The 24,372-nt window shown below is 67.9% G+C and carries 25 protein-coding genes; 14 read left to right on the plus strand and 11 right to left on the minus strand.

What is annotated here, in order from left to right; all coding sequences use genetic code 11:
• Positions 1-24: 24 nt before the first annotated feature.
• On the minus strand, positions 25-711 hold the full coding sequence (locus KUV62_RS05920) for a response regulator transcription factor (protein WP_222602751.1): 687 nt from the start codon (positions 709-711) through the stop codon (positions 25-27).
• Positions 712-867: 156 nt separating this feature from the next.
• Between KUV62_RS05920 and ribA the strand changes: the two genes are divergently transcribed.
• Both ribA and KUV62_RS05930 read left to right on the plus strand, forming a co-directional pair.
• The gene (gene ribA, locus KUV62_RS05925) at positions 868-1,962 is read left to right on the plus strand and encodes a GTP cyclohydrolase II (protein WP_222602752.1); all 1,095 of its coding nucleotides are present in this window, start codon (positions 868-870) and stop codon (positions 1,960-1,962) included.
• Between the two features lie 18 nt (positions 1,963-1,980).
• Positions 1,981-2,481: a L,D-transpeptidase gene (locus KUV62_RS05930; RefSeq protein ID WP_261395345.1), complete on the plus strand. Its 501-nt coding sequence runs from the start codon at positions 1,981-1,983 to the stop codon at positions 2,479-2,481.
• A 186-nt stretch (positions 2,482-2,667) separates the two neighbouring features.
• Here the strand turns inward: KUV62_RS05930 and dxs are convergent, their stop codons facing one another.
• From dxs to KUV62_RS05960, 6 genes are all read right to left on the minus strand, one after another.
• On the minus strand, positions 2,668-4,593 hold the full coding sequence (gene dxs / locus KUV62_RS05935) for a 1-deoxy-D-xylulose-5-phosphate synthase (protein WP_222602753.1): 1,926 nt from the start codon (positions 4,591-4,593) through the stop codon (positions 2,668-2,670).
• 15 nt (positions 4,594-4,608) lie between these two features.
• On the minus strand, positions 4,609-5,478 hold the full coding sequence (locus KUV62_RS05940) for a polyprenyl synthetase family protein (protein WP_222602754.1): 870 nt from the start codon (positions 5,476-5,478) through the stop codon (positions 4,609-4,611).
• A gap of 6 nt (positions 5,479-5,484) precedes the next feature.
• Positions 5,485-5,727 carry an exodeoxyribonuclease VII small subunit gene (locus KUV62_RS05945; RefSeq protein WP_007793548.1) on the minus strand — a complete coding sequence of 81 codons (243 nt, stop codon included), beginning with the start codon at positions 5,725-5,727 and terminating at the stop codon, positions 5,485-5,487.
• Positions 5,724-6,650, minus strand: a complete 927-nt coding sequence (locus KUV62_RS05950; RefSeq protein WP_222602755.1) for a histone deacetylase family protein — start codon at positions 6,648-6,650, stop codon at positions 5,724-5,726. The genes KUV62_RS05945 and KUV62_RS05950 overlap by 4 nt, the downstream gene beginning before the upstream one ends.
• An 84-nt stretch (positions 6,651-6,734) precedes the next feature.
• Positions 6,735-7,436 carry a response regulator gene (locus tag KUV62_RS05955; protein WP_222602756.1) on the minus strand — a complete coding sequence of 234 codons (702 nt, stop codon included), beginning with the start codon at positions 7,434-7,436 and terminating at the stop codon, positions 6,735-6,737.
• Positions 7,433-7,945 (minus strand): MarR family winged helix-turn-helix transcriptional regulator, encoded by a 513-nt coding sequence (locus KUV62_RS05960; RefSeq protein ID WP_222602757.1) that lies wholly within the window; start codon positions 7,943-7,945, stop codon positions 7,433-7,435. The genes KUV62_RS05955 and KUV62_RS05960 overlap by 4 nt, the downstream gene beginning before the upstream one ends.
• A 159-nt stretch (positions 7,946-8,104) precedes the next feature.
• Here KUV62_RS05960 and KUV62_RS05965 point away from each other — a divergent pair, with 159 nt between their 5' ends.
• The 4 genes from KUV62_RS05965 (at position 8,105) to KUV62_RS05980 (ending at position 12,145) form a co-directional block, all read left to right on the plus strand.
• On the plus strand, positions 8,105-8,974 hold the full coding sequence (locus tag KUV62_RS05965) for a branched-chain amino acid aminotransferase (RefSeq protein WP_222602758.1): 870 nt from the start codon (positions 8,105-8,107) through the stop codon (positions 8,972-8,974).
• A 545-nt stretch (positions 8,975-9,519) separates the two neighbouring features.
• Complete coding sequence (locus KUV62_RS05970) at positions 9,520-11,004, plus strand: AMP nucleosidase (protein ID WP_222602759.1); 1,485 nt, start codon at positions 9,520-9,522, stop codon at positions 11,002-11,004.
• A 141-nt stretch (positions 11,005-11,145) separates the two neighbouring features.
• Positions 11,146-11,433: an HU family DNA-binding protein gene (locus KUV62_RS05975; RefSeq protein ID WP_007793529.1), complete on the plus strand. Its 288-nt coding sequence runs from the start codon at positions 11,146-11,148 to the stop codon at positions 11,431-11,433.
• 274 nt (positions 11,434-11,707) lie between these two features.
• Positions 11,708-12,145: a MarR family winged helix-turn-helix transcriptional regulator gene (locus tag KUV62_RS05980; RefSeq protein ID WP_222602760.1), complete on the plus strand. Its 438-nt coding sequence runs from the start codon at positions 11,708-11,710 to the stop codon at positions 12,143-12,145.
• On the opposite strand, the gene KUV62_RS05985 is transcribed toward KUV62_RS05980, so the two are convergent.
• Positions 12,142-12,843: a GNAT family N-acetyltransferase gene (locus KUV62_RS05985; protein WP_222602761.1), complete on the minus strand. Its 702-nt coding sequence runs from the start codon at positions 12,841-12,843 to the stop codon at positions 12,142-12,144. The two genes, KUV62_RS05980 and KUV62_RS05985, sit on opposite strands and share 4 nt — an antisense overlap.
• Before the next feature lie 3 nt (positions 12,844-12,846).
• On the minus strand, positions 12,847-14,235 hold the full coding sequence (locus KUV62_RS05990) for an aspartate aminotransferase family protein (protein ID WP_222602762.1): 1,389 nt from the start codon (positions 14,233-14,235) through the stop codon (positions 12,847-12,849).
• A 315-nt stretch (positions 14,236-14,550) separates the two neighbouring features.
• Between KUV62_RS05990 and KUV62_RS05995 the strand changes: the two genes are divergently transcribed.
• From KUV62_RS05995 to KUV62_RS06005, 3 genes are all read left to right on the plus strand, one after another.
• A complete protein-coding gene (locus KUV62_RS05995) occupies positions 14,551-15,546 on the plus strand; it encodes an ABC transporter substrate-binding protein (protein WP_410000835.1) in 996 nt (331 codons plus the stop codon).
• Between the two features lie 109 nt (positions 15,547-15,655).
• A complete protein-coding gene (locus KUV62_RS06000; RefSeq protein ID WP_222602764.1) occupies positions 15,656-16,462 on the plus strand; it encodes a taurine ABC transporter ATP-binding protein in 807 nt (268 codons plus the stop codon).
• The gene (locus tag KUV62_RS06005) at positions 16,459-17,724 is read left to right on the plus strand and encodes an ABC transporter permease (protein ID WP_222602765.1); all 1,266 of its coding nucleotides are present in this window, start codon (positions 16,459-16,461) and stop codon (positions 17,722-17,724) included. Before KUV62_RS06000 ends, KUV62_RS06005 begins: the two co-directional genes overlap by 4 nt.
• Positions 17,725-17,830: 106 nt before the next feature.
• Here KUV62_RS06005 and KUV62_RS06010 read toward each other — a convergent pair whose 3' ends face one another.
• The gene (locus tag KUV62_RS06010; RefSeq protein WP_222602766.1) at positions 17,831-18,817 is read right to left on the minus strand and encodes a zinc-ribbon domain-containing protein; all 987 of its coding nucleotides are present in this window, start codon (positions 18,815-18,817) and stop codon (positions 17,831-17,833) included.
• A gap of 158 nt (positions 18,818-18,975) precedes the next feature.
• Between KUV62_RS06010 and KUV62_RS06015 the strand changes: the two genes are divergently transcribed.
• The 5 genes from KUV62_RS06015 to KUV62_RS06035 all read left to right on the plus strand — a co-directional run bounded on the left by KUV62_RS06015 (position 18,976) and on the right by KUV62_RS06035 (position 22,820).
• Positions 18,976-19,653 carry a cell division ATP-binding protein FtsE gene (locus KUV62_RS06015; protein WP_222602767.1) on the plus strand — a complete coding sequence of 226 codons (678 nt, stop codon included), beginning with the start codon at positions 18,976-18,978 and terminating at the stop codon, positions 19,651-19,653.
• Positions 19,650-20,555 carry a cell division protein FtsX gene (locus KUV62_RS06020; protein WP_222602768.1) on the plus strand — a complete coding sequence of 302 codons (906 nt, stop codon included), beginning with the start codon at positions 19,650-19,652 and terminating at the stop codon, positions 20,553-20,555. Before KUV62_RS06015 ends, KUV62_RS06020 begins: the two co-directional genes overlap by 4 nt.
• Positions 20,555-21,289, plus strand: coding sequence for a lysophospholipid acyltransferase family protein (locus KUV62_RS06025; RefSeq protein ID WP_222602769.1), 735 nt, complete (start codon positions 20,555-20,557; stop codon positions 21,287-21,289). The genes KUV62_RS06020 and KUV62_RS06025 overlap by 1 nt, the downstream gene beginning before the upstream one ends.
• A complete protein-coding gene (locus KUV62_RS06030; protein ID WP_222602770.1) occupies positions 21,276-21,878 on the plus strand; it encodes a pyridoxamine 5'-phosphate oxidase family protein in 603 nt (200 codons plus the stop codon). Before KUV62_RS06025 ends, KUV62_RS06030 begins: the two co-directional genes overlap by 14 nt.
• Positions 21,879-21,962: 84 nt before the next feature.
• A complete protein-coding gene (locus KUV62_RS06035; protein ID WP_261395347.1) occupies positions 21,963-22,820 on the plus strand; it encodes an intradiol ring-cleavage dioxygenase in 858 nt (285 codons plus the stop codon).
• 96 nt (positions 22,821-22,916) lie between these two features.
• Here KUV62_RS06035 and lpdA read toward each other — a convergent pair whose 3' ends face one another.
• The gene (gene lpdA, locus KUV62_RS06040; protein WP_222602771.1) at positions 22,917-24,311 is read right to left on the minus strand and encodes a dihydrolipoyl dehydrogenase; all 1,395 of its coding nucleotides are present in this window, start codon (positions 24,309-24,311) and stop codon (positions 22,917-22,919) included.
• Positions 24,312-24,372 lie beyond the last annotated feature (61 nt).

Raw genomic sequence — 24,372 nt, forward strand, 5'->3', positions numbered from 1 at the left:
CCGGACGACCGGGCGCTCCGCCAATCAGGCTACGAGGCGGTAGCCACCCGACTCGGTGACGAGGATACGGGCGTTGGAGGGATCGGGCTCGATCTTCTGGCGCAGGCGGTAGATGTGGGTCTCGAGCGTGTGCGTGGTCACACCGGCATTGTAGCCCCAGACCTCGTGCAGCAGCACGTCGCGCGGCACCACGCCCTCAGTCGAGCGATAGAGGAACTTGAGGATGTTCGTCTCCTTCTCGGTGAGGCGGATCTTGCGGTCGTCCTCGGTCACCAGCAGCTTCATCGACGGCTTGAAGGTGTAGGGCCCGACGGTAAAGACCGCGTCCTCGGACTGTTCGTGCTGACGCAGCTGGGCGCGGATGCGGGCGAGCAGCACCGGGAACTTGAACGGCTTGGTGACGTAGTCGTTGGCGCCGGCGTCGAGGCCGAGGATGGTGTCGGCGTCGGTGTCATGGCCGGTCAGCATGATGATCGGCGCCTTCACGCCTTGCTTGCGCATCAGCCGGCAGAGCTCGCGCCCGTCATTGTCGGGCAGTCCGACGTCGAGGATGATGAGCTCGTAGTTCTGCTCCTTGACCCGGCCCATGGCGGCGCTCGCGGTCTCGGCCTCGAAGACTTCGAAATCCTCGGTCATCACCAGTTGTTCGGCCAGCGCCTCGCGCAGGTCATCGTCGTCATCGACCAGCAGGATGTTCTTGATCTGAGCCATGTGTCTGTCTCCGTTCACGTTTCCCCTCACATGGAAACACCGTTGCGTGCGGGCAAGTTTTGCTGCACCAGTCTCACGCCCTCGTGTTGCAGGAGGGCTTTTGTTACAAGTTCGATGCTGGTTTGTTACAGCGCCGCTGTCCCGGAAGGCCGTCCCATGCCGCTTGCACCCAACTTGATGGAGATCCTCGCCCGCGCCCGCGCCGACCTGCGCATGGGCGTGCCGGTCGTGCTGTCCGGTGCCGGCGGGCGCGGCTTGCTGGTGCTGGCGGCGGAGACGGTCTCGGCCGACCGGCTGGCGCTGCTGCGCGAGGCGGATGGCGCGCTCGATCTGGTGCTGACCGCGCGCCGGGCCGCGACGCTGAAGGCGCGGGTCTATGACGGCGATCTGGCGCGGGTGGCGCTGCCGCGGGATGCCGGACTCGACTGGGTGCGCTCGATCGCCGATCCGGCGGACGATCTCGCCATGCCGATGAAGGGCCCGCTGCAGGAGCGGCGCGGCGGCGACGTGGCGCTGCACCGGCTGGCCATCACCTTGGCGAAATCGGCGCGGCTCCTGCCGGCGGCACTGGTGCTCGAGTTGGAGGCGCCGCAGGGCGTGGCGCTGCGCGAGAACCTCACGCTGATCGATGGTGTCGCGGCGGCGCCTTCGATGCTGCTGCTGTCGAACCTCGATCACGTGGTCTCGGCGCGGGTGCCGCTGGAGACCGCCGAGAATGCGCGGCTGCACATCTACCGCCCGCAAGACGGCTCCGAGGAGCATTACGCCATCGAGGTCGGGCGCCCCGACCGCGACGCGCCGGTGCTGGCGCGGCTGCACTCGGCCTGCTTCACTGGCGACGTGCTGGGCTCGCTGAAATGCGATTGCGGACCGCAGCTGCACGCGGCGCTGGCGCGGATGGGCGAGGAGGGGCACGGGGTGCTGCTCTACCTCAACCAGGAGGGGCGCGGCATCGGGCTGGCCAACAAGATGCGCGCATACGCGTTGCAGGACCAGGGCTTCGACACCGTCGAGGCCAATCACCGGCTGGGCTTCGAGGATGACGAGCGCGATTTCCGCCTCGGTGCCGAGATCCTGCGCCGCATGGGGTTCGGCGCGGTGCGGCTCCTGACCAACAACCCCAACAAGCTGGCGATGATGGAGCGTTGCGGCATCGCGGTGGCGGAGCGGGTGCCGCTGAAGGTCGGCAAGACCGCGTTCAACGCGCATTACCTCGCCACGAAGGCGGCGAAGTCCGGCCATTTGCTCTAAGCGCAAAGGAGAACTCGCATGGAGATGGTTCTCACGCCCATGGGGCTGCGCTTTGCCGGTCGGCTCTGGCCCTGTTCGGTGGGCCGTGGCGGCATTCGGGTCGAAAAGCGCGAGGGCGACGGGGCGACGCCGGTCGGCGCGCACCGCATCGCGCTGTGCTTCCACCGGCCCGACCGGGTGGCGGCGCCGGCGCCGTGGTCGCTGCCGATCCTGCCCGGTGACCTGTGGTCGGACGCGTCGGGCGATGCCGCCTACAACACGTTGGTGCGGGCGCCCTACGCCGAGAGCCACGAGCACCTGCGGCGCGCCGACCCGCTCTACGACATCGTGCTGACGACGGATTGGAACTGGCCCGACGCGCGGCCGGGGCGCGGCTCGGCGATCTTCCTGCACCAGTGGCGGCGGCCGGGCTACCCGACTGAGGGCTGCCTGGCCCTCCGTCGCGCGCATATCCGCGAGATCGCGGCGCTGGCGGTGCCGGGGACGCGGCTGATCGTGCCCGAGGCGCTGGCGGGCTAGCGAAGGGGGCCAGCCCCCTCTTGGCGCTGTGCGCCAATTCACCCCCGAGGTATTTGGAAACCAGAGAAGACAGGAGCGCTGTGCCCCTGGCTTCTCTTCGTCAAAATACTCCCGCCGGAGGCGTCCAAGGACGACGGCCACGCGAAGGCCGGGCGTGAGCGGCACCTCGCAAGGCGAAGGCAGGGATCAGGCCTTGCGGCTGAGGAGGTCGACGCCGAGGGTGGTGAGCACCTTCTCCTCGATGTGGCGCGCGTCGAGGCCGGCGGTCTCGTACATGTCCTCGGGGCTGGCGTGGTCGATGAAGGTGTCGGGCAGCACCATCGAGCGGAACCGGAGTCCGTGGTCGAACACGCCCTCGTCGGAGAGCAGCTGCGCCACGTGGCTGCCGAAGCCGCCGACCGAGCCTTCCTCGATGGTGATCAGCGCCTCGTGCTCTGCCGCAAGCCGCAGGATCAGGTCGCGGTCGAGCGGCTTGGCGAAGCGGGCGTCGGCCACGGTGGGCGTGATGCCTCGCGCCGAGAGCTTCTCGCAAGCCTTGCGGACCTCGCCAAGCCGCGTGCCGAAGCTCAGAAGCGCCACGCGGCTGCCTTCGGAGATGATGCGGCCGCGGCCGATCTCGAGGATTTCGCCGGTCTCGGGCATCTCGACGCCCTCGCCCTCGCCGCGCGGGTAGCGGAAGGCAATGGGGCCGTCGTCATGCGCGGCGGCGGTGGCCACCATGTGCTTGAGCTCGGCCTCGTCGGCGGCGGCCATCACCACCATGCCCGGCAGGTTGGCCATGAAGGCGATGTCGTAGGCGCCGGCATGGGTGGCGCCATCCGCGCCCACCAGCCCGGCGCGGTCGATGGCGAAGCGCACCGGCAGGCGCTGGATCGCCACGTCATGCACCACCTGATCATAGCCGCGCTGCAGGAAGGTGGAGTACATGGCGCAGAACGGCTTCATCCCGCCTGCGGCGAGGCCGGCGGCGAAGGTCACGCCGTGCTGCTCCGCGATGCCCACGTCGAACACCCGCGAGGGGTAGCGCTCGGCCATCAGGTCGAGCCCGGTGCCGTCGGGCATGGCGGCTGTCACCGCGCAGATGCGGCTGTCCTCGGCGGCGAGCCGGGTCAGCTCCTTGGCGAAGACCTTGGTGTAGGAGGGCGCGTTGGAGGGCGCCTTCTTCTGCTCGCCGGTGGCCACGTCGAACTTGGCGCGGGCATGACCGCGATCGGCGGAATCCTCCGCCGGAGCATAGCCCTTGCCCTTCTTGGTCAGCACGTGCAGGAGGATCGGCTTGCTGGCGCGGGCGCGCACCATGCGCAGCACCGGCAGCAGCTGGTGCAGGTCGTGGCCGTCGAGCGGGCCGAGATAGTCGAAGCCCAGCTCCTCGAACAGCGTGCCGCCCACGGTCATGCCCTTGAGCATCTCCTTGGCGCGCTTGGCGCCCTCGCGGAAGGGCCCGGGCAGCAGCGAGACCGCGCCCTTGGCGGCGGCCTTGAGATCCTGGAACGGCTCCTCCGCATAGAGCCGCGAGAGATAGGACGACATCGCGCCGGTGGGCGGCGCGATCGACATCTCGTTGTCGTTGAGGATGACGATCAGCCGCTTGCCGAGATGGCCCGCGTTGTTCATCGCCTCGTAGGCCATTCCGGCGCTCATCGCGCCGTCGCCGATCACCGCGATGGCATCGCCCGCGCCGGTGTCGCAGACACCGCCGAGATCGCGCGCGACGGCGAAGCCGAGCGCGGCGGAGATCGAGGTCGAGCTGTGGCCGGCGCCGAACGGATCGTAGGGCGACTCGGAGCGCTTGGTGAAGCCCGAGAGCCCGCCCTTCTTGCGCAGGGTGCGGATGCGGTCGCGACGTCCGGTGAGGATCTTGTGCGGGTAGGCCTGGTGCGAGACGTCCCAGATCACCTTGTCGCGCGGGGTGTCGAACACCGCGTGCAGCGCCACGGTGAGTTCGACCACGCCGAGGCCGGCGCCGAGATGGCCACCGGTCTCGGAGACCGCGGCGACGGTCTCGTCGCGCAACTCATGGGCGAGCTGCTCGAGCTCGGCATCGGAAAGGCGCTTGAGATCGGCGGGCGTGGTGACCCGGTCGAGAAGCGGCGTTTGGGGGCTGTCAGGCATGCTGTCCCTCGACACTCAGTTCCGGCGGGAAATAACGAAACGGGCGGCCTCCCGCAAGGCGTCGGCCCGGTTGCCATAGGGAGATAGCGCGTCGCAGGCCTCGGTCACGAGGCTCCCGGCGCGCTGTTTTGCCCCATCGAGCCCGAGCAGCGACACGAAGGTGGCCTTGCCACGATCGGCATCCTTGCCCACCGCCTTGCCGACGGTGGCGGCATCGCCCTCGACATCGAGGATGTCGTCGGCGATCTGGAAGGCGAGGCCGAGGCGCTTGGCATAGGCCGAGAGCGGCGCGAGATCGGCCTGCGCCAGCCGTGCACCGGCCTCGGCGGACCACGCGATCAGCGCGCCGGTCTTGCCATCCTGGAGGGCGGTGATCTGCTCGAGTGACAGCGGCGTGTCGGCACGCTCTGCGGCCATGTCGAGCGCCTGGCCCAGGACCATGCCGCGGGCGCCGGCGGCGCGGGCGAGGCTCAGGGTCAGATCGGCGCGCACGGCCGCGTCGCGGTGGCAGCGCGGATCGGAGACCATCTCGAAGCCAAGCGCCTGCAGCGCGTCGCCGGCCAGCACGGCGGTGGCCTCGTCCCACTTGCGGTGTACCGTCGGCAGCCCGCGGCGCAGGTCGTCATCGTCCATGCAGGGCAGGTCGTCATGCACCAAGCTGTAGGCGTGGATCGCCTCGATGGCGCAGGCCGGCCAGAGCGCGCGCTCCGGCGCAACGTCGTGCAGGCGGGCGCCTTCCAGCACCAGCCAGCCGCGCAGACCCTTGCCGCCGGCGGTGGCGTAGCGCATCGCCTCCGTCACCGGCAGATCGGCGAGGTCGCTCAGCACATGATCGAAATGGCCGGCCACGGCGCGGGCGCCGGCCTCCAGGCTGTCGCGGAACATCGGGGGTCAGAGGCCTTCGGCGGCCTTCAGCCCGGCGGGCTGGCCTTCGGCGTCGAGGGTGATCTGGGCGACCTTCTCCTCGGCTTCCTTGAGTTTGGTCTCGCAGCGCGCCTTGAGCTTGGCGCCGCGTTCGTAGAGCGCGATCGACTGCTCCAGCGGCACCTCGCCGCGTTCGAGCTGCCCCACCACCTGCTCGAGCTCGGCCATGGCCTGTTCGAATGTCATCTCCTCGACGGGCGTGTCGCTCATTTTCCTGCCTCGATCAGTTCTTCCACATGGGCGCGGGCCGAGCCGGCCAGCGCGGCGAGATCATAGCCGCCTTCCAAGACCGAGACCACCCGCCCTTCGCAATGCTCGGCGGCAATCCGGCAGAGCGCCTGGGTGAGCCAGGCGAAATCCTCGTGCTCCCAGCGCAGCTGCGCCAGCGGGTCGTCGCGATGGGCGTCGAACCCGGCCGAGATCACGATCAGCTCAGGGCGGAACTCTCGCAGGCGGGGCAGGGCCTCGGTGGTATAGGCGCGGTGCATCTCGGTGCCGCCGCTGCCCGGGGGCAGGGGGAGGTTCAGCACGTTGTCATGGGCGCCGCGCTCGCTGGTGGCCCCTGTGCCGGGCCAGAGCGGGAATTGCTGCGAAGAGATGAACAGCGCGCGCGGCTCGTCCCAGAGCAGGTCCTGCGTGCCGTTGCCGTGATGCACGTCGAAATCGACAACCGCGACGCGCTCGAGCCCGTGGTGATCGAGCGCGTATTTGGCCGCCAGCGCGGCGTTGCCGAAGAGGCAGAAGCCCATCGGGGTCTCGCGCTCGGCATGGTGCCCCGGCGGGCGGGTGGCGCAGAAGGCATTGCCGGCCTCGCGCGCCATCACCGCATCGACGGCGCGGATCGCGGCCCCGGCGCCGCGCCGTGCGGCCCGCATCGATCCGGGCGACATCCAGGTGTCTTCATCGATCGCGATCTCGCCGCTCTCGGGGGCAAGCCCGGCGATGCGGTCGATGTAGCGCTGCGGATGGACGCGGGCGAGATCGGCGTCGCTGGCCTCGGGCGCGCTTAGCCGCAGCAGGTCGAGCGGCGCGAGCGCGTGCAGCACGTGTTCGAGCCGGGCCACCTGCTCGGGGTGGCCGTCGGGGGTGACATGCTCGAGACAATCGGCATGGGTGATCAGCGCGGTAGTCATGGCAGAGCCTCCCTCATCGGTCCGGCCCAGCAGACCGCGATTGGCCGGCAGGGACAAGGTGCGAATTTCAGGATCGGCGGGAGGTCAGTCCGGGGTGAGCATGTAGCCCGCGCCGCGCACGGTCTGCAGGTAGCGCGGCTGCTTCGGGTCGCTCTCGATCTTGCGGCGCAGCCGGGTGATCTGCACGTCGACCGCGCGCTCCTGCGCCTGCCCCTTGTCGCGGCCCAGCTCCTCAACCAGCTGCGCCCGGCTCAGCGCCTCGCCCGGGCGGGCCGAAAAGATCCGCATCAGCTGGCTCTCGGTGGCGGTCAGGCGCACCAGTTCCTCGCCCTTCCACATCTCGCCGCGCTCGATATCGTAGCGGATCGGGCCGAGGCCGATGAGCTTGGGCACCGTGTCTTCGGAGGGGGTCTCGGGCATGCGCCGCAGGATCGCGTTGATCCGCAGCAAAAGCTCCTTGGGCTCGAAGGGCTTGGCGAGGTAATCGTCGGCCCCGGCCTCGAGCCCCTTGATCCGGTCCTCGGTCTCGCCGCGGGCGGTGAGCAGCATGATCGGGGTGCTCGATGTCTCGCGGATCGCGGCGGTGAGCGAGATGCCGTCCTCTCCGGGCATCATCACGTCGAGCACGATCATGTCGAACTCGAGCCCGGTCAGCAGGCGGCGGGCATGGGCGGCATCGCGCGCGGCGCTGACGAGGAAGCCGTTGCGCATCAGGAATTTCTGCAGCAGGCCGCGAATGCGCTCGTCATCGTCGACGATCAGGATGTGGGCGTCGGGATCGCTCATCCCCGGGCCTCGCGCAGACCGGAGTAGTGGCGCCGCATTTCGGGATCCATCATCGCCTCGAGCACCCGGCGGAAGCCCGCGACGGCCTCAGGGCCGGCCTGCCGGTAGGCGGCGCGCATCCGCGCGCGTTGCGCCTCGGAGAGCTGGTGTTCGAGCGCCGCGCCGGCCTCGGTCAGGAACAGGTGGCGCTCACGCTTGTCGGCGCGTCCGACCCGGCTTTCCACCAGCCCGTCCTCGATCAGGGTGCGCAGGACACGATTGAGCGATTGCTTGGTGACGCCGAGGATCGACAGCAGGTTGTTGACCGTGGTGCCGGGCGCGATGTTGATGAAGTGGATGGCGCGGTGATGCGCGCGGCCATAGTGCAGGCCCTGCAGGATGCGGTCGGGATCGGCGGTAAACGCCCGATACGCAAAGAACATCGCCTCGATGCCCTGCCGCAGCTGTTCGTCGGTGAGATAGAGCAGCAATTCGCCGCCATGCCCCTGACTGCCCGGACCGTCTGCCATTCCTGCCCCCTCCGTCTGTCGTCTTTTGAGGCAGTTTAAGTCAGCCTTGTTGACATTCCAATAGCAAACTGGTAGCGAGTCGCAGTTTTTACGCAATTATATGTCCGCATCGGACGTAAGTTGCGCAATAAATGAAAAGCGCCGAGAAGGAGACTCGCTATGGAAGGTGCGTATGACGACCGCGACGGAAAGATCTGGCTCGATGGGCAGCTGGTGGAGTGGCGGGATGCAAAGGTGCACGTACTGACCCACGCGCTGCACTATGCCAGCTCGGTTTTCGAAGGCGAGCGGGCCTATAACGGCAAGATCTTCCTTGGCCACGAGCACTCGAAGCGCCTGCGCTTCTCGGCCGGCGAACTGGATTTCGAGATCCCCTACAGCGCCGAAGAGATCGACGCCGCCAAGGAGGCCGTGCTGAAGGCCAACGGCTTTACCAACGCCTATGTTCGCGCGGTGGCGTGGCGCGGTGCCGGTCAGGACATGGGTGTGGCCTCGTCGCGCAACCCGGTCCGCCTCGCGGTGGCCGCATGGGAGTGGGGCAACTATTACGGCGATGCCAAGACCAAGGGCGCCAAGCTCGACATCGCCAAATGGAAACGGCCCTCGCCGGAGACCATCCCGGTGCATGCCAAGGCGGCGGGTCTCTACATGATCTGCACCATGTCGAAGCACGAGGCCGAGGCCAAGGGCTGCTCGGACGCGCTGTTCATGGACTACCGCGGCTATGTCGCCGAGGCGACCGGTGCCAACATCTTCTTCGTGAAAGATGGCGAGGTGCACACCCCGCTGGCCGACTGCTTCCTCAACGGCCTGACCCGTCAGACGGTGATCCGGCTGCTGAAGGAGAAGGGCATCACGGTGCACGAGCGCCACATCATGCCCGAGGAACTCGAGGGCTTCGAGCAGTGCTGGCTCACCGGCACCGCCGCCGAGGTCACCCCGGTCGGGCAGATCGCGGATTACAATTTCGAGGTCGGCGCGCTGACGCTGGACATCGCTGAGACCTACGAGAAGCTGGTGCGCAGCTGAGGCTGGCACCTCTTCGATGAGACAGGGCACCCCGTGGCTGAGGCCGCGGGGTGTTTTGTGTTTTGGCTGGGCGCGACGGCCTTCCTAAGAGCCTGGGCTTGAACCACGATTGCGCGGAAACAAGACCAAAGACGGCCTTTTGCACATCGCGATCCGCGATGTGTTGCCGGTAGGCGTTTGCAGGCAAGCGCCGTACGGCGCGCCATAGGGGATGCGGGAAGCATGGCGGTGCCGTGACCCGCCCCGACGGGCTGACGATTTGGTGGGGTTGGGCGACGCGTGTCGAGGTCCTTCGAATCCGGTCAGGATAAATCAAGAGGTTCGAGGCGCAGTTCGCCACCCCACGGGCAGGCGATGGCGCGGCGCCGTCCCGGAGTATCTGGCGTAGATCGGTTCGAACCGGACAAGGCGAGTGCGGCAGCCCTTTGCCATCCCTTGCACGGGCCACTCGCCGAGACCTCTCCCGACGTTAACGGTCACACCAGCGCTTGAACGCCCCGCGCCTTGGTGTCACCTTGCCTCGCAAATAAGCTGACGAGGCAGGCATGCAGGACAATCACGCACCGCTGGAGATCGTGTCTCCCGAGGCTCCGGAACCCGCGCTTTTTACCGATGCGGAGGCCGCCGTCGACCGGCTCTGCGCGCTCTACGAGCTCTCGATCACCTTCCTGCACGACCGCTTCCTCGACGCCATGGCGAACGGCCACCCGGGCGTCAGGCTGCGCGCCTTCTACCCGGAGGTGCGGATAACAACCGGCACCCATGCCAAGGTCGACAGCCGCCTTAGCTTCGGCCACGTCGCTGCCCCCGGCACCCACGCCACCAGCATCACCCGGCCCGATCTTTTCCGGCACTACCTCAAGCAGCAGATCGCCCTGCTGCTCGAGAACCACCAGGTGGCGGTGCAGATCGGCCTGTCGGCGACGCCGATGCCGGTGCATTTCGCCGTCGCCAACTATCCCGAGTTGGCCGTGCCGCAGGAGGGCGCCGGGCGCTTCATCCTGCGCGATGTGTTCGATGTGCCGGACCTGAGCTCGACCAATGACGACATCGTCAACGGCGTCGCGAAACCGGCCGAGGATGGCGCCGGGCCGCTGGCGCCCTTCACCGCGCAGCGCGTCGACTATTCGCTGGCCCGGCTGGCGCATTATACCGCCACCGACCCGCAGCATTTCCAGAACCACGTTCTGTTCACCAACTACCAGTTCTATGTCAGCGAGTTCGAGGCCTATGCCCGCCAGCAGCTTGCCGACCCCGAGAGCGGCTACACCAGCTTCGTCTCGACCGGCAATGTCGAGATTACCGACCCGGAGGCCTCGATCCCGCCGAGCCTGAAGATGCCGCAGATGCCGACCTACCATCTCAAGCGCAAGAACGGCTCGGGTATCACGCTGGTCAATATCGGGGTGGGGCCCTCCAACGCCAAGACCGCCACCGACCACATCGCCGTGCTGCGCCCGCATGCCTGGCTGATGGTCGGCCATTGCGCCGGGCTGCGCAGCTCGCAGAGCCTCGGCGATTTCGTGCTCGCCCACGCCTACCTGCGCGAGGACAAGGTGCTCGACGACGACCTGCCGGTCTGGGTGCCGATCCCGGCGCTGGCCGAGATCCAGGTTGCGCTCGAGCAGGCGGTGGCCGAGGAAACCCAGCTCGACGGCTACGACCTCAAGCGCATCATGCGCACCGGCACGGTGGCCTCGGTCGACAACCGCAACTGGGAGTTGCGCGACCAGTCTGGCCCGGTGCAGCGGCTCAGCCAATCGCGCGCCGTGGCGCTCGACATGGAGAGCGCGACCATCGCCGCCAACGGCTTCCGCTTCCGGGTGCCCTACGGCACGTTGCTCTGCGTCAGCGACAAACCGCTGCACGGTGAGCTGAAACTCCCCGGCATGGCGAGCGATTTCTACAAGACCCAGGTTGCACGTCACCTGATGATCGGGATACGTGCGATGGAACGGCTGCGCGGGATGCCGCTGGAGCGCCTGCACTCCCGCAAGCTGCGTAGTTTTGAGGAAACAGCTTTCCTGTGACATGGCGGCGCTGCCACGGATCTGCCGCTATATGCGCAGTTTTCCCTTGCAAATAGCCCCTAATCGTTGTGTTTGAACTCCAGATGATGTTACTTTCCCGTATCGAGGCCCAATCGTTCGGGCAGCTAAGGAGACCATGAAATGGCGAAACCGATGACCAAGACCCAGCTGGTGGCCGCTCTGGCCGAGGAGATGGGCGCAGACAAGAAGACCGCCTCCACCGCGCTGGATGCGATCACCGGGATCATCACCAAGGAAGTCGCCGAAGGCGGCGCGGTGACCCTCCCCGGCGTTGGCAAGATCTACTGCCGCGAACGCCCGGAGCGCATGGTGCGCAACCCCGCCACCGGCGAACAGTTCAAGAAAGAAGCCGACAAGCAGGTCAAGATGACCATCGCGAAGGCTCTCAAGGACAGCGTCAACGGCTGATCCCAGCCCGGACGACGAAGATTTCGAGAAGGACCGCCTTGCGCGGTCCTTTTCTTTTTAAAGTAATGACTTGATTGATTTTTTCGCCTCCGCCCCGGCCTGGCGGCGGCCTGCGCCCGCAGGCGACTGGCGCCTGTACGGGCGTTGGCGTCGCTGCCGCGGGGCGCAGGGTGGATTGATCACGTGCGCTTTGATCGCACACAACTTAATTGGGAGCGTTAACGAGGGGATCAACCTTCTTGCGATCTCTCAGAGCGAGATTTAACACTTTCTGATGCAATTGACCCCGCCTGACATGATCTGCTTTGCGCTCTATTCGGCCCAGCATGCAATGCAGCAGGCCTATGCGACGCTGCTCGAAGAGCTCGGCCTGACCTATCCGCAATATCTGGTGATGACGGCGCTTTGGGCTGAAGACGGGCGCACCGTCGGCGCGCTCGGGCGCGATCTCCAGCTCGAATCAAACACCCTCACGCCGATGCTCAAACGGCTTGAGCAGCAGGGCCTGATCCGGCGCAAGCGCGACCGTCAGGACGAACGCCGGGTGCTGGTGAAGGTGACGGGCCGTGGTGAGGCGCTGCGTGAGCGGGCGGCGGAAGTCCCGACGCGCCTGTGCGAGCGCATCGGTCTTCCGGTCGAGGACATCACCCGCCTGCGCGACGAGCTGCACGAGCTGCGTGCACGCCTGAGGGAGATGAGCGAGGCGGGCTAGCCCACGGCGCCGAGCTTGGCGATCTGGCGGCCGTCTTCGTCGAAATTCTCCGGTGCGAGCCAGTGCTCGAACCGCGCCTTCAGCGCCGGCCATTCCCGGTCCAGCACCGAGAACCACGCGGTGTCGCGGTTGCGGCCCTTGATGATCGCCGCTTGCCGGAAGGTGCCCTCGTATTGGAAGCCATACCGCTGGGCGGCACGCCGCGACGGCATGTTGAGGGCGTCGCATTTCCACTCGTAGCGGCGGTAGCCCAGCTCGTCGAAAGCGCGCGCCATCATCAGATACATCGCCTCGGTGGCGCCGGCGGTCTTCTGCAGACGCGGCGACATGTGGATGAAGCCGACCTCGATCGCGCCGTTGGCCGGATCGATGCGCAGGTAGGAGCAGAACCCGACCGGCTGGCCCTCGGGCGTGCAGATGGCGAAATAGAGCGGGTCTTCGCTGGCCTCGGCGCCGGTGGCCCAGTCCGTCGCGTCCGCCAGGTCGGCGAAGGGGCCGCGCGGCAAGTAGGTCCAGCCCCGCCCGGCCTCGTCCTCGGCGAAGGCCTCGAAGAGGGCAGGGGCGTGGGCCACGGTCAGCGGCTCGAGCCGCACGAAGCGGCCCTCGAAGACGCGGCGCTCCGGGCGCGGGCGGGGAAAGCTCCCGTCGACCGGCTGGCCGACGGGTTGTCCGAGATCGTTCAGGGGAGTGTCAGTCATCGCTCAGGCGAAGACCTTGGTGAGGCTCTGGTCCACCGCGTCGACGATCTGGTCGATGTCGTCGCTGGTGGCGATCAGCGGCGGCGCGAAGCACAGCACGTTGTTCAGCCCCGGCACCGAGCGGTTGGTTGCGCCGATGATGACGCCCGCGGCAGCACAGGCGCCGACCACGGCGCCGATCTGCTTCTCCGAGACCGGCTCCTTGGTGGCGCGGTCGCTGACCAGCTCGAGCCCGAGGAACAGGCCCTTGCCGCGTGCCTCGCCCACCACGGCGTGTTTGTCGCCGAGGGCGGCCAGCTTCTCGAGCATGTACTCGCCCATCTTGGTGGTGTTCTCGAGCAGGTTCTCGTCCTCGATGATGCGCATGTTCTCAAGCGCCGCGGCGGGACCGGCGGTGCAGCCGCCAAAGGTCGAGATGTCGCGGAAGTAGTTCATCGGATCGCTGTCATCGTCCTTGAACATCTCGAAGACACGCTCGGAGGTGACGCAGCAGGCGATGGCGGCGTAGCCCGAGGCGACGCCCTTCGCCATGGTGACGAAATCCGGCTCGATGCCATAGTGCTGGTAGCCGAACCAATGCGTGCCGGTCCGGCCCACGCCGCAGACGACCTCGTCGATATGCAGCAGGATGTCGTACTTGCGGCAGATCTCCTGCACGCGATCCCAGTAGCCCGGCGGCGGCACGATGACGCCGCCCCCGGCGGTCACCGGCTCGAGGCAGAGCGCGCCGACGGTGTCGGGGCCCTCGCGCAGGATGACCTCCTCGATGGCGTCGGCGGCGCGCTGGCCATAGGCCTCGCCGGAGAGGTCCCACTGGGCGCGGTACTCGAGGCAATGCGGCACCGAGACAAAGCCCGGCGCGAAGGGGCCGTACTGCATGTTGCGCTCGACCTGACCGCCGGCCGACATCGCACCGATGGTCGAGCCGTGGTAATCACGCTCGCGGTAGAGGATCTTGTTCTTCTTGCCGCCATAGCGCTTGTGGGCGATCTGGCGGACCATCTTGAAGGCCTTCTCGTTCGCCTCCGAGCCCGAGTTCGTGTAGTAGACCCGGCTCATGCCCGGCATCTTCGAGATCAGCTTCTCGGCAAACAGGGCACCCGGCACCGAGCCCGCGGCGCCGGCGAAGTAGTTCAGCTTCATCAGCTGCTCGGAGATCGCATCGACGATCGACTTGCGCCCGTAGCCCACGTTGACGGTCCAGACCGCGCCGGAGACCGCGTCGATATGCTCGCGGCCGTGCTGGTCCCAGACCCGCAGGCCCTTGCCCTCGACGATGATGCGCGGGTCGCTGGTCTCGAACGGCTTGTGCTGCGTCAGATGATGCCACACGTGGCGCTTGTCGGCCTCCACAACGTGGCTGAGATCGTTCTGCGTGAGCGTGCCGTCCATTGTTCCTGTCTCCTGGGAAGCGTGATTCCGGCCCCGGGGCCGTCTGGCGCGAATGTTAGCACACACATATTCGGTGCTGGCAACACCTGCCGCCCTCCGCGACGGGGCGCGCGCTGCCGATTGCGGGGAAACCCGGCATTCCGGTGCGGGGCCTTCCGCTTGTGCAGATGCACGATATTCGGGCGGACTAACGGGAAAAACCATTGATTGGCCGCTCAATATCGGCTCGGATTGGCCTGAGGTGCCCGGTTTTGCCGCGCGCGCCCCCAAACAAGGCCTCGCCGGACGAGCAGGGGTCGGATGACAGGGAGAGTCATGATGAAGACAATCAAGGGCCTGATGGCGGGCGCCGCCACCGCCGCGCTGATGACCGGCGCCGCCAGCGCGCAGGATCTGACCGTGGGCTATTTCCTCGAATGGCCGATGCCGTTCGAATACGCCAAGGCCGAGGGCCTCTATGAAGAGGCGATGGGCGTCGAGATCAACTGGGTGAGCTTCGACACCGGCACCGCGATGAGCGCCGCGATGGCCTCGGGCGACGTGCAGCTCTCGGTGAGCCAGGGCGTGCCGCCCTTCGTCGTCGCGGCCTCCGCCGGGCAGGACCTGCAGATCCTCGACGTGGCGGTGAGCTATGCCGACAACGACAATTGCGTCGTGGCCGAGGCGCTCGAGATCGACAAGGACTCCGCCGATGAGCTGGCCGGCAAGAAGGTCGCCGTGCCGCTGGGCACCGCCGCGCATTACGGTTTCCTCAAGCAGATGGATCACTTCGGCGTCGATATCTCCGGCATGGAGATCGTCGACATGGCGCCGCCCGACGGTGCCGCGGCCATCGCGCAGGGCTCGGTCGACATGGCCTGCGGCTGGGGCGGCTCGCTGCGCCGCATGAAGGAGCATGGCAACGTGCTGCTGACCGGCGCAGAGAAGGAAGAGCTGGGCATTCTTGTGTTCGACGTGACCTCCGGTCCGGCGGGCTGGGTGGCCGAGAACTCGGATCTCGTGGCGCAGTTCCTCAAGGTGACCGCCGATGCCAACGCCATGTGGGCCGACGAGGCCAACCAGTCGATGATGCTGCCGGTGATCGCAAAGGATGCCGGCATGGACGAGGATGCCACCGCCGAGACGCTGGCCACCTTCGTCTTCCCGACCGTCGAGGATCAGCTCACCGAGAAGTGGCTGGGCGGCGGCGCGCAGGAGTTCATGAAGGGCGTGGCGGATGTCTTCGTCGCGGCGGGCTCGATCGACGCGGCGCTCGACAGCTATGCCGACGCGGTCAACACCGGCCCGCTCGAGGCGGCCTCGGGCATGTAAGACGCGCGGGCGCGGGGCGATGCCGCTCCGCGCCCGACACTCTTCAACGACTTTGGCAGGGGTCCATGCAAGGCCCCTTGCGCCGGCAACGCACCGGCAGGCGGGGGCCATGAGCGGATTAGAAATCGAGAACCTGTCCATGCGCTTCGACCTGCCCAATGGCAGCTCGGTGCAGGCGCTGAAGGACGTGTCGCTGCATCTGGCCGAGGGCGAGCTGCTCTCGGTGCTGGGCCCCTCGGGCTGCGGCAAGACCACGCTGCTCAACATCGTGGCGGGCTTTCTCGCCCCCACCGAGGGCCAGATCCGGCTCAACGGCCACACCGTCACCGGCCCCGCCGCCGAGCGCGGCATGGTGTTCCAGCAGGGAGCGCTCTTCGAGTGGATGAACGTGCGCGAGAACGTCGCCTTCGGCCCGCGCATGGCCGGCAAGCGCGAGCGTGACTGGGCCGGCACTGTCGATCACCTGCTCGAGGTGGTGGGGCTCAAGGACTTCAAGGAAAAGGCCGTCTACGAGCTCTCGGGCGGCATGCAGCAGCGCGTGGCACTGGCCCGTTGCCTTGCCAACGATCCCGACGTGATCCTGATGGACGAACCCCTCGGCGCACTCGACGCGCTGACCCGCGAGAAGATGCAGTCGCTCGTGCTGAAGCTCTGGAAGGAGACCGGCAAGACCATCATCCTGATCACCCACTCGGTCGAGGAGGCGCTGCTTCTGGGCGAGCGGCTCTTGGTGATGGCGCCGCGCCCGGGTCGCATCCACAAGGAATACCGCCTGCCTTTCGCTGATCTCGGCGTGGGCGAGGATCTGCGCACGGTCAAGAAGCATCCCGAGTTCGGCCGCACCCGCGAGGAGATCCTCGGCATGATCTGGGACATGGAAGAGGAAATCATGGGCCGCACCGAGGAGACGCAATGATCGTCCTGCTGATCTATGTCGCGATCTTCGTGGCGGCTTTCTTCCTCGTGAAGCTCTTCGTCCACAAGACGACCCGCGATTTCACCGCCCGCAAGACCGTCACCTTCGGCGACGAGAGCGCGGTGCGCCCGAACCGCATCGCCAGCGTGGTCTCGGTGCTGACCATCTTCCTGCTCTGGGGCGCCTTCACCGGCTCCGCCTGGGTTCCGGGCTTCCTGCACGCGCCGGGGCCCTTCGTGGGCGATGCGAGCTTCACCTACACCGCCGAGGCCGAGGGCGTGGAGCCAGACAGCGCCACCGTGACCGTCCGGGTCTTTCCCGTGGGCGAAGAGGTCGAAGCGCCAGAGGTCGATCCCGGCGAGGGCTGGGCCAAGGATGACAGCGACACCGTGGGCGCCTGGCGCTCTGGGCTGATCCGGGTCGACCGCAACGACGAGTATGGCCGCGATGCCGGCCACACCGTGGTGGCGGTCAACGGCACGCCCATCGCGCCCGGCGGCGAGGTCATCACCGAGTTCGGCCGCGTCGGCATGTCGCCCAAGGGCACGCTGAATTTCGAGCCGCGCAAGGGCTGGCAGATGGAGCCGATCTGGCTGCCGCCGCCCGAGGCGGTGGTGGCGCGTCTCAAGGAGATCGCCCAGGACGGCTACCGCGACAGCACGCTCTGGGAGCATCTCGGCTGGTCGCTGTTCCGGGTCATCGCGGGCTTCTTCTTCGGCGCGCTGATCGGCATCCCGCTGGGCTATGCCATGGGCCTCAGCGACTGGTTCCGCGGCTGGTTCGATCCCATCGTCGAGTTCATGCGCCCGGTGCCGCCGCTGGCGCTGATCCCGCTGGTGATCATCTGGGCCGGCATCGGCGAGGTCGGCAAGATCATCCTGCTGTTCCTCGCGGCGCTCTGGATCATGGCCATCGCGGCGCGCTCCGGCGTGTCGGGGGTGAAAATCTCCAAGGTCCACGCCGCCTATTCGCTGGGTGCCTCCAAGGCGCAGATCATGCGCCATGTCATCGTGCCCAACTCGCTGCCCGAGATCTTCACCGGCGCGCGGGTGGCGATGGGCGTGTGCTGGGGCACCGTGGTCGCCGCCGAGCTGGTCGCCGCCGAGAAGGGGGCGGGCATGATGATCATGGTGGCCTCGAAGTTCCAGCTCACCGACATCGTGATCATGGGGATCATCCTGATCGGCGTCATCGGTTTCGGCATCGATATCCTGATGCGGCTGGCCGAGAAGGCGCTGGTGCCGTGGAAGGGCCGGGGCTGACGCCATCCTAGCGCGCAGGCCGTTCGACCGGGCGGCGCGCACGGGCAGGGCGCGAGGCGCAAGGCGCGGCCTGCCCGTGTCATGCCGTAATTTGCGAGAGCGTTGGTTACTCGCCGCCGAACTGCTGCATCAGCGCCCCGACCTGGCCGTCGAGCCAGAGCCGGGCGGTGTCGATCTGTCCGACATAGGCATCCAGGAGCGGCGTCGAGCCGGGGACCAGATCGGCGATCATCGGGGCCAGCAGGTAGAGCGCCACCGCGACGATGGCGAGCGCGATCACCAGCCGGAAGCCCCGGCTGAAGCCGCGGCTCTCCTCCTCGTCTTCTTCCTCGACGGCGGCGCGCCCTTGCGGCGTCTCCATGCTGCGGCGCTCCGAGGAGGCGCGCAGGGTCTGGTTGATCTCCTCGATATCGGGCAGCAGCTCGCGGCGCGAGCTCGCGGCGGCGGCCGCTGCGGCCACCTCGGGCGTGACCCTTGCGCGCGGCTCCGGGGCCGGCGTGGCGGCGGCAGTCTCGGCGCTCTCGACGACCTCCTCCGGCACGTCGTCGCCGCGCATCCGGGCCATGCGCTCGCGCGCCTCCTGCGAGCGACGCAACGCATCCTCGTCGGAGAGTTGCGGCTCGGTCAGGCCAAGCTCGGTCTGGGTCTCGAGGCTTCCGCCTTCCGACGCCCGGCGGCGGGCTTCGCGCTCGGCCTCCTGACGGAGAACCTCTGCGACCGACGGGTCGAGCTCGCGGCGGGGACGGGCGCGCGGGACGGGCTCCGGCTCCGGCGCGGGGTCGGTTTCGGGCTCCGGTTCGGCGGCGTCTTCCGGGCTGTCTTCCTCGAAAGGCACGCTTTCGGGCTCCGCGTCGAACGCATCATCCTCGTCGTCCGGCTCGACTGTGGCGGCGGGCGCTGCCTCCGGCCCGGGCTGCCAATCGTCCTCGGCAACCGGGCGGCCAAGCTCCTGCGCCAGTTCGGCGTCATCGTCGGGATGGGCCTGGAACCAGGTGTGGCCGCAATTCGAGCACTGAACGTCGCGCCCGCCTTCGGGAATGACATTGGTCGGTACTTCGTATTGCGCGCCGCAATTCGGGCATATCAGCCGCATCTGGTCCCCATATCCTGCCAAGGGTCTGCTGGTCCTTGTTGGATCACAATAAGTTACCGCCCCAAGTCGTGAAAGCCTCTTTTCCCAAACCCCGGCGGATTGCATATGCGCCGCGGCTCATGCACAACAGGGCCTGATTTCGGGATGGTGGAACAGGCGTGATCGAGCTCGACAATGTGGCCTACAGCTATGGCGGCGGGGAGCTCCTCTCCGAGCTGTCGCTCCAGCTTGCGCCCGGCTCCTTCCATTTCCTGACCGGCCCCTCGGGCACCGGCAAGACGACGCTGCTCAAGCTCTGCTACGGCGCGCTGCGCCCGACCGCGGGGCAAGCGCGGCTCTTTGGCACCGATGTGCGCGAGATGGACCGCGACGCCGTCGCCATGAGCCGGCGCCGCATCGGCGTGGTGCATCAGGATTGCCAGTTCCTCGATCATCTCTCGCTCGCCGAGAATGTCGCCCTGCCGCTGACGGTCGCCGGTGAGCCGATCTCGCCGCAGGATCAGAACCTGCGCGAGCTCCTCGGATGGGTCGGGTTGACCTCGCGTGCCAACGCGCTGCCGCCAGAGCTCTCGGGCGGCGAGCGTCAGCGCGCCGCGCTCGCCCGCGCGGTGATCTCCTCGCCCGAGGTGGTGCTGGCCGACGAGCCGACCGGCAATGTCGACTGGGAGATGTCGCAGCGGCTGCTGCGGCTGCTGGTTGAGCTCAACCGGATGGGCGTCACCGTGTTGATCGCGACGCATGACCTGCAGCTGATCCGTGCCGCCAAGAGTCAAGTGCAGGCGCGGGTGCTGCGCATCGTCAATCGCAAGCTGCAATCGGCGGGGGTCGACCTGTGAAGGTGTCGCTCGACACGCTGCGCGCCCTCGGTCGCGGTGACAAGGCCGGCGACCGTGTGGTGCCGCCGACCGGCTTCACCGCCCGGCTGACGGTCTTCGTCGCCGCCGCGATGGCCTTTCTCGCGGTCTTCGCGCTGGCGCTTTCGCTGGCCGCCGGGCGGCTGGCAACCAGCTGGGGCGAGGAGCTGGCGCGCGCCTCGACGGTGCGGATCTCGGCGCCCTCGGGGCAGGTCGCGACCCAGACCGAGGCGGCGCTGCGGCTGCTGCAGCAAACCCCGGGCGTGGCCTCGGCGCGGGCGCTGAGCGAGGCCGAGCAGCAGGCGCTGCTCGAGCCGTGGTTCGGGCCCGACCTGCCGGTGACGGAGCTTCCGGTGCCGCAGCTCATCGAGGTGACCGAAACCCCCGAGGGCTACGACGCTGCCGGCCTGCGCCTGCGGCTGCAGGCCGAGGTGCCCGGCGCGGTGCTCGACGATCACGCGCGCTGGCGCAAGCCGCTGGTGGCGGCGGCGGCGCGGCTGAAATTGCTGGGCTGGCTCTCGGGCTTGCTCATCGCGGCGGCGGTGGGCGCGATGGTGACGCTGGCCGCCAACGCGGCGCTCGCGGCCAATGCCCAGGTCATCGCGGTGCTGCGGCTCGTCGGCGCCACGGATGCCTATATCGCGCGCGCGTTCGTGCGCCGCTTCACCCTGCGCGCCCTGAGCGGCGCCGCCGTCGGCACGGTGCTCGGAGTCGCGGCCGTGGCGCTGCTGCCGAGCGGCGGCGAGACCGCGGGTTTTCTGACCGGGCTGAGCTTCCGCGGCTGGCACTGGGCGCTGCCGGTGCTGGTGCCGGTGCTCTCGGCGGCGGTGGCCTTTGCATCGACGGCGGTGGCCGCGCGCCGCGTTCTTGGAGGATTGAGCTGATGGCTTACGCGCTGCAATGGCTGCGCTCGCTGGTGTTCCTGGTGGCGATCTATGGCGGGATGGCGGTGATCGGCCTCCTGTTCTTCCCGTGGGCGATGGTCTCACGCAACGGCGCCCGCGCCGCCTGCCTGACCTGGTGTCGCTGGGTGCGCTGGACCGCCGCCTGGATGGTCGGGCTGAAGACCGAGGTGCGCGGCACGCCGCCGCGGGGCGAGGTCATCATCGCGTCGAAGCACCAGAGCTTCCTCGACATCATCCTGATCTTCGGCGCGGTGCCGGCGGGCAAGTTCATCATGAAGCGCGAGCTGCTCTGGGCACCGGTGCTCGGGCAATACGCGATGCGCATCGGCTGCGTGCCGGTCAATCGCGGCAAGCGCGGCGCGGCGATCAGCAAGATGCTCAAGGATGTCGATCGCGGCACGATCGAGCCCGGCCAGCTAATCATCTACCCGCAGGGCACCCGCGTCGCCCCCGGCGTCAAGGCGCCCTACAAGGTCGGCGCGGCGCTGCTCTACCAGCAAACCGGCCAGCCCTGCGTCCCGGCGGCCACCAATGTGGGGCTGTTCTGGCCGCGCAAGGGCATTTACCGCAAGCCCGGCACCGCCGTGGTCGAGTTCCTGCCGGTGATTGAGCCGGGGCTCTCGAAGCACGCCTTCCTCGCCCGGCTCGAGCAGGAGGTGGAGACCGCCAGCGAGGCGCTGCATCACGAGGCGGTGCCGCATGCGCAGGATTGAGGACGTCGCGGCGCTCGAGGCGCTCTACGGCGCGCCCTCGGCCCCGGCGCTGCGCAAGGTGGCGCAGCGGCTGACCCCGGCCTACCGGCGCTGGATCGGGGCGGCGCGGTTCTGCGTGGTCTCGACCGTCGGCCCCGATGGCACCGACGGCACCCCGCGCGGCGATGACGGCCCGGTGGTGCTCGAGCTTGACCCGGGCACGCTGGCGCTGCCCGACTGGCGCGGCAACAACCGGCTCGACAGCCTGCGCAACATCGTCACCGACGGGCGCATCTCGCTGATGTTCATGGTGCCCGGCGACAACGTGGTGGTGCGCGTCAACGGCACCGCGTGGCTCACCGATGACGAGGCGCTGCGCGAGCGGTTCCGCCGCAAGTCGATGCTGCCGGCCACGGTTGCGGTGATCGAGATCGCCGAGGTCTACGCGCAATGCCCCAAGGCGCTGCTGCGCTCGGGGCTCTGGGGCCGCGATGACAGCGACGCGACGCCGAGCCTCGGCGAGATCCTCGCCGAGATGACCAGCGGCGAGATCGAGGCCGGCGCCTGGGAACGCGATTATCCGGAGCGGGCGCGCAACACACTTTGGTGAGTGCGCAAATTATTTTCGGAACCCGGGAACGGAGACCGGGGGCGGCCACGTTGAACCTCTGAGTTTCATAATTCAGGAGTTTCCATGTCCGCCGATCGCCCCCGTCCCACCCGCCGCGCCATGTTGGCCGGTTTCGCCGCCTCTCCGGTCGTGGCGACCGGCGTCGGTGTGTTTCCGAGCGCGGCGCGGGCGCAGGCCAGCGCGGCGGGGCTGCTGACGCCGAATGTCTGCATGGTGATGCCCGAGGTCACCGAGGGGCCCTATTACCTCGACGAGCGCCTGATGCGCGCCGACATTACCGAGGATCGCGAGGGCGTTCCGTTGCGGCTGCAGATGCAGGTCGTGACGGCGGATTGCCAGCCGGTGCCCGAGGCCCGGGTCGATCTCTGGCATTGCGACGCGCAGGGCAATTACTCGGGCTATGCCACGCAGGGCAGCGAGGGCACCAACGACACCAGCGACGAGACCTTCCTGCGCGGCACCCAGATCAGCGATGACAGCGGTCTGGTGAGCTTCGACACGATCTATCCCGGCTGGTACCGCGGCCGGACGACCCACATCCATTACAAGGTTTATCTCGACGAGCGCACTGTGCTGACCAGCCAGATCTTCTTCCCCGATGCGCTGAGCCAGTATCTCTATCTCGCGGTATCGCCCTACAACGACCGCTCGGCGGAGCGCGACACCACCAATGGCAATGACGGCATTGCGCAGCAGGCGGGCGAGGGCGCCTATGCCGCCATCCGCGAACAGAAGGCGCGCTACGACGCGGCGCTGGTGGTGGGGATCGACCCGCAGGCGGAGAGCACCGAGGGCGCCATGGGCCGCCCGGCCGGCGGCCCGCCCCCGGGCGGTGAGCGGCCCGAGGGCATGGCACCGCCGGAGGGCGGTCCGACCGGTGCCGGCGAGGCCGAGGTCTACGTTCCCGGTCGCGACAGCTGAACGTGTCAGGGAGCCGCCCATGAGGGGCGCACCGACGAAAAAAAGGCCCCCGCAGCGCGCTGCGGGGGCCTCTCCGTTTCGGGCGAGAGCGCCGGATCAGGCGTGGATGGCGCCGTCGCCGCAGGCCAGAGCCGCCTCGCGCACCGCTTCCGAGAAGGTCGGGTGGGCGTGGCAGGTCAGGGCCAGATCCTCGGCGGAGCCGCCGTATTCCATCGCCACGCAGACCTCGTGGATCAGGTCGCCGGCCGCCGGGCCGATGATGTGGCAGCCGAGGATGCGGTCGGTTTCCTTGTCGGCCAGCAGCTTGACGAAGCCGTCGCCGGCGAACACGGCCTTGGCCCGGCCATTGCCCATGAAGGAGAACTTGCCGACCTTGTAGGCCTTGCCGGACTCCTTGAGTTCCTGCTCGGTGGCACCGACCGAGGCGACCTCGGGATGGGTGTAGATCACGCTCGGGATCACGTTGTAGTTCACGTGACCATGCTTGCCGGCGATGACCTCGGCGCAGGCCATGCCCTCGTCCTCGGCCTTGTGGGCCAGCATCGGGCCCTCGATGGCGTCGCCGATGGCGTAGATGCCCTTGACGCTGGTCGCCCAGTGGCTGTCAGTCTTGATCTGGCCGCCCTTCGTGGTCTCGATGCCGAGCGCCTCGAGGCCGAGCCCCTCGGTGTAGGGCTTGCGGCCGGTGGCGACGAGCACCACGTCGGCGTCGACCGTGTGCTCGCTGTCATCCTTGCGCAGCTTGTAGGTCACCTTGGCCTTGCCGGACTTGGTCTCGACCTTCGACACTGCCGCGCCGAGGGTGAACTCGAGCCCCTGCTTGGTGAGCATCTTCTTGAAGTTGCGCTGCACCTCGGTGTCCATCGTGGGCGTGATGGTGTCGAGGAATTCGATCACCGTGACCTCGGAGCCGAGACGCTTGTAGACCGAGCCCATCTCGAGGCCGATGACGCCGGCGCCGATCACCACCATCTTCTTGGGGATCTTCGGCAGCTCGAGCGCGCCGGTCGAGGTCACCACGACCTTCTCGTCGATCTCGACCTCGGCGCCGGGCACCGATGCGGGGGCCGAGCCCGAGGCGATGATGATATTCTTGGCCTCGTGGACCTCGTCACCGACCTTGACCTTGCCGGCCTCGGGGATCGAGCCCCAGCCCTTGAGCCAGTCGATCTTGTTCTTCTTGAACAGGAACTCGATGCCGCCGGTGTTCTGGCCGATGACGTCGTCCTTGTAGGTCAGCATCTGCTTCCAGTCGACCGAGGGCGCCTTGCCCTTGAGGCCCATCTTGGCAAAGTTCTCTTCCGCCTCGTGCAGCTGGTGGCTGGCATGCAGCAACGCCTTCGAGGGGATGCAGCCCACGTTGAGGCAGGTGCCGCCGAGGGTCTCGCGGCCCTCGACGCAGGCGGTCTTGAGGCCGAGCTGGGCGCAGCGGATGGCGGCAACGTAGCCGCCGGGACCCGCGCCGATGACGATGACGTCGTATTGTGCCATGTGGTGTGTCCTTTCCTTGTCGTCTAGGCGGGGAGGGGCGCTGCCCCTCTGCGGCTGCGCC

Origin of the sequence: Salipiger bermudensis (genome assembly GCF_019801965.1) — a bacterium.
Lineage (GTDB): Bacteria > Pseudomonadota > Alphaproteobacteria > Rhodobacterales > Rhodobacteraceae > Salipiger > Salipiger bermudensis_A.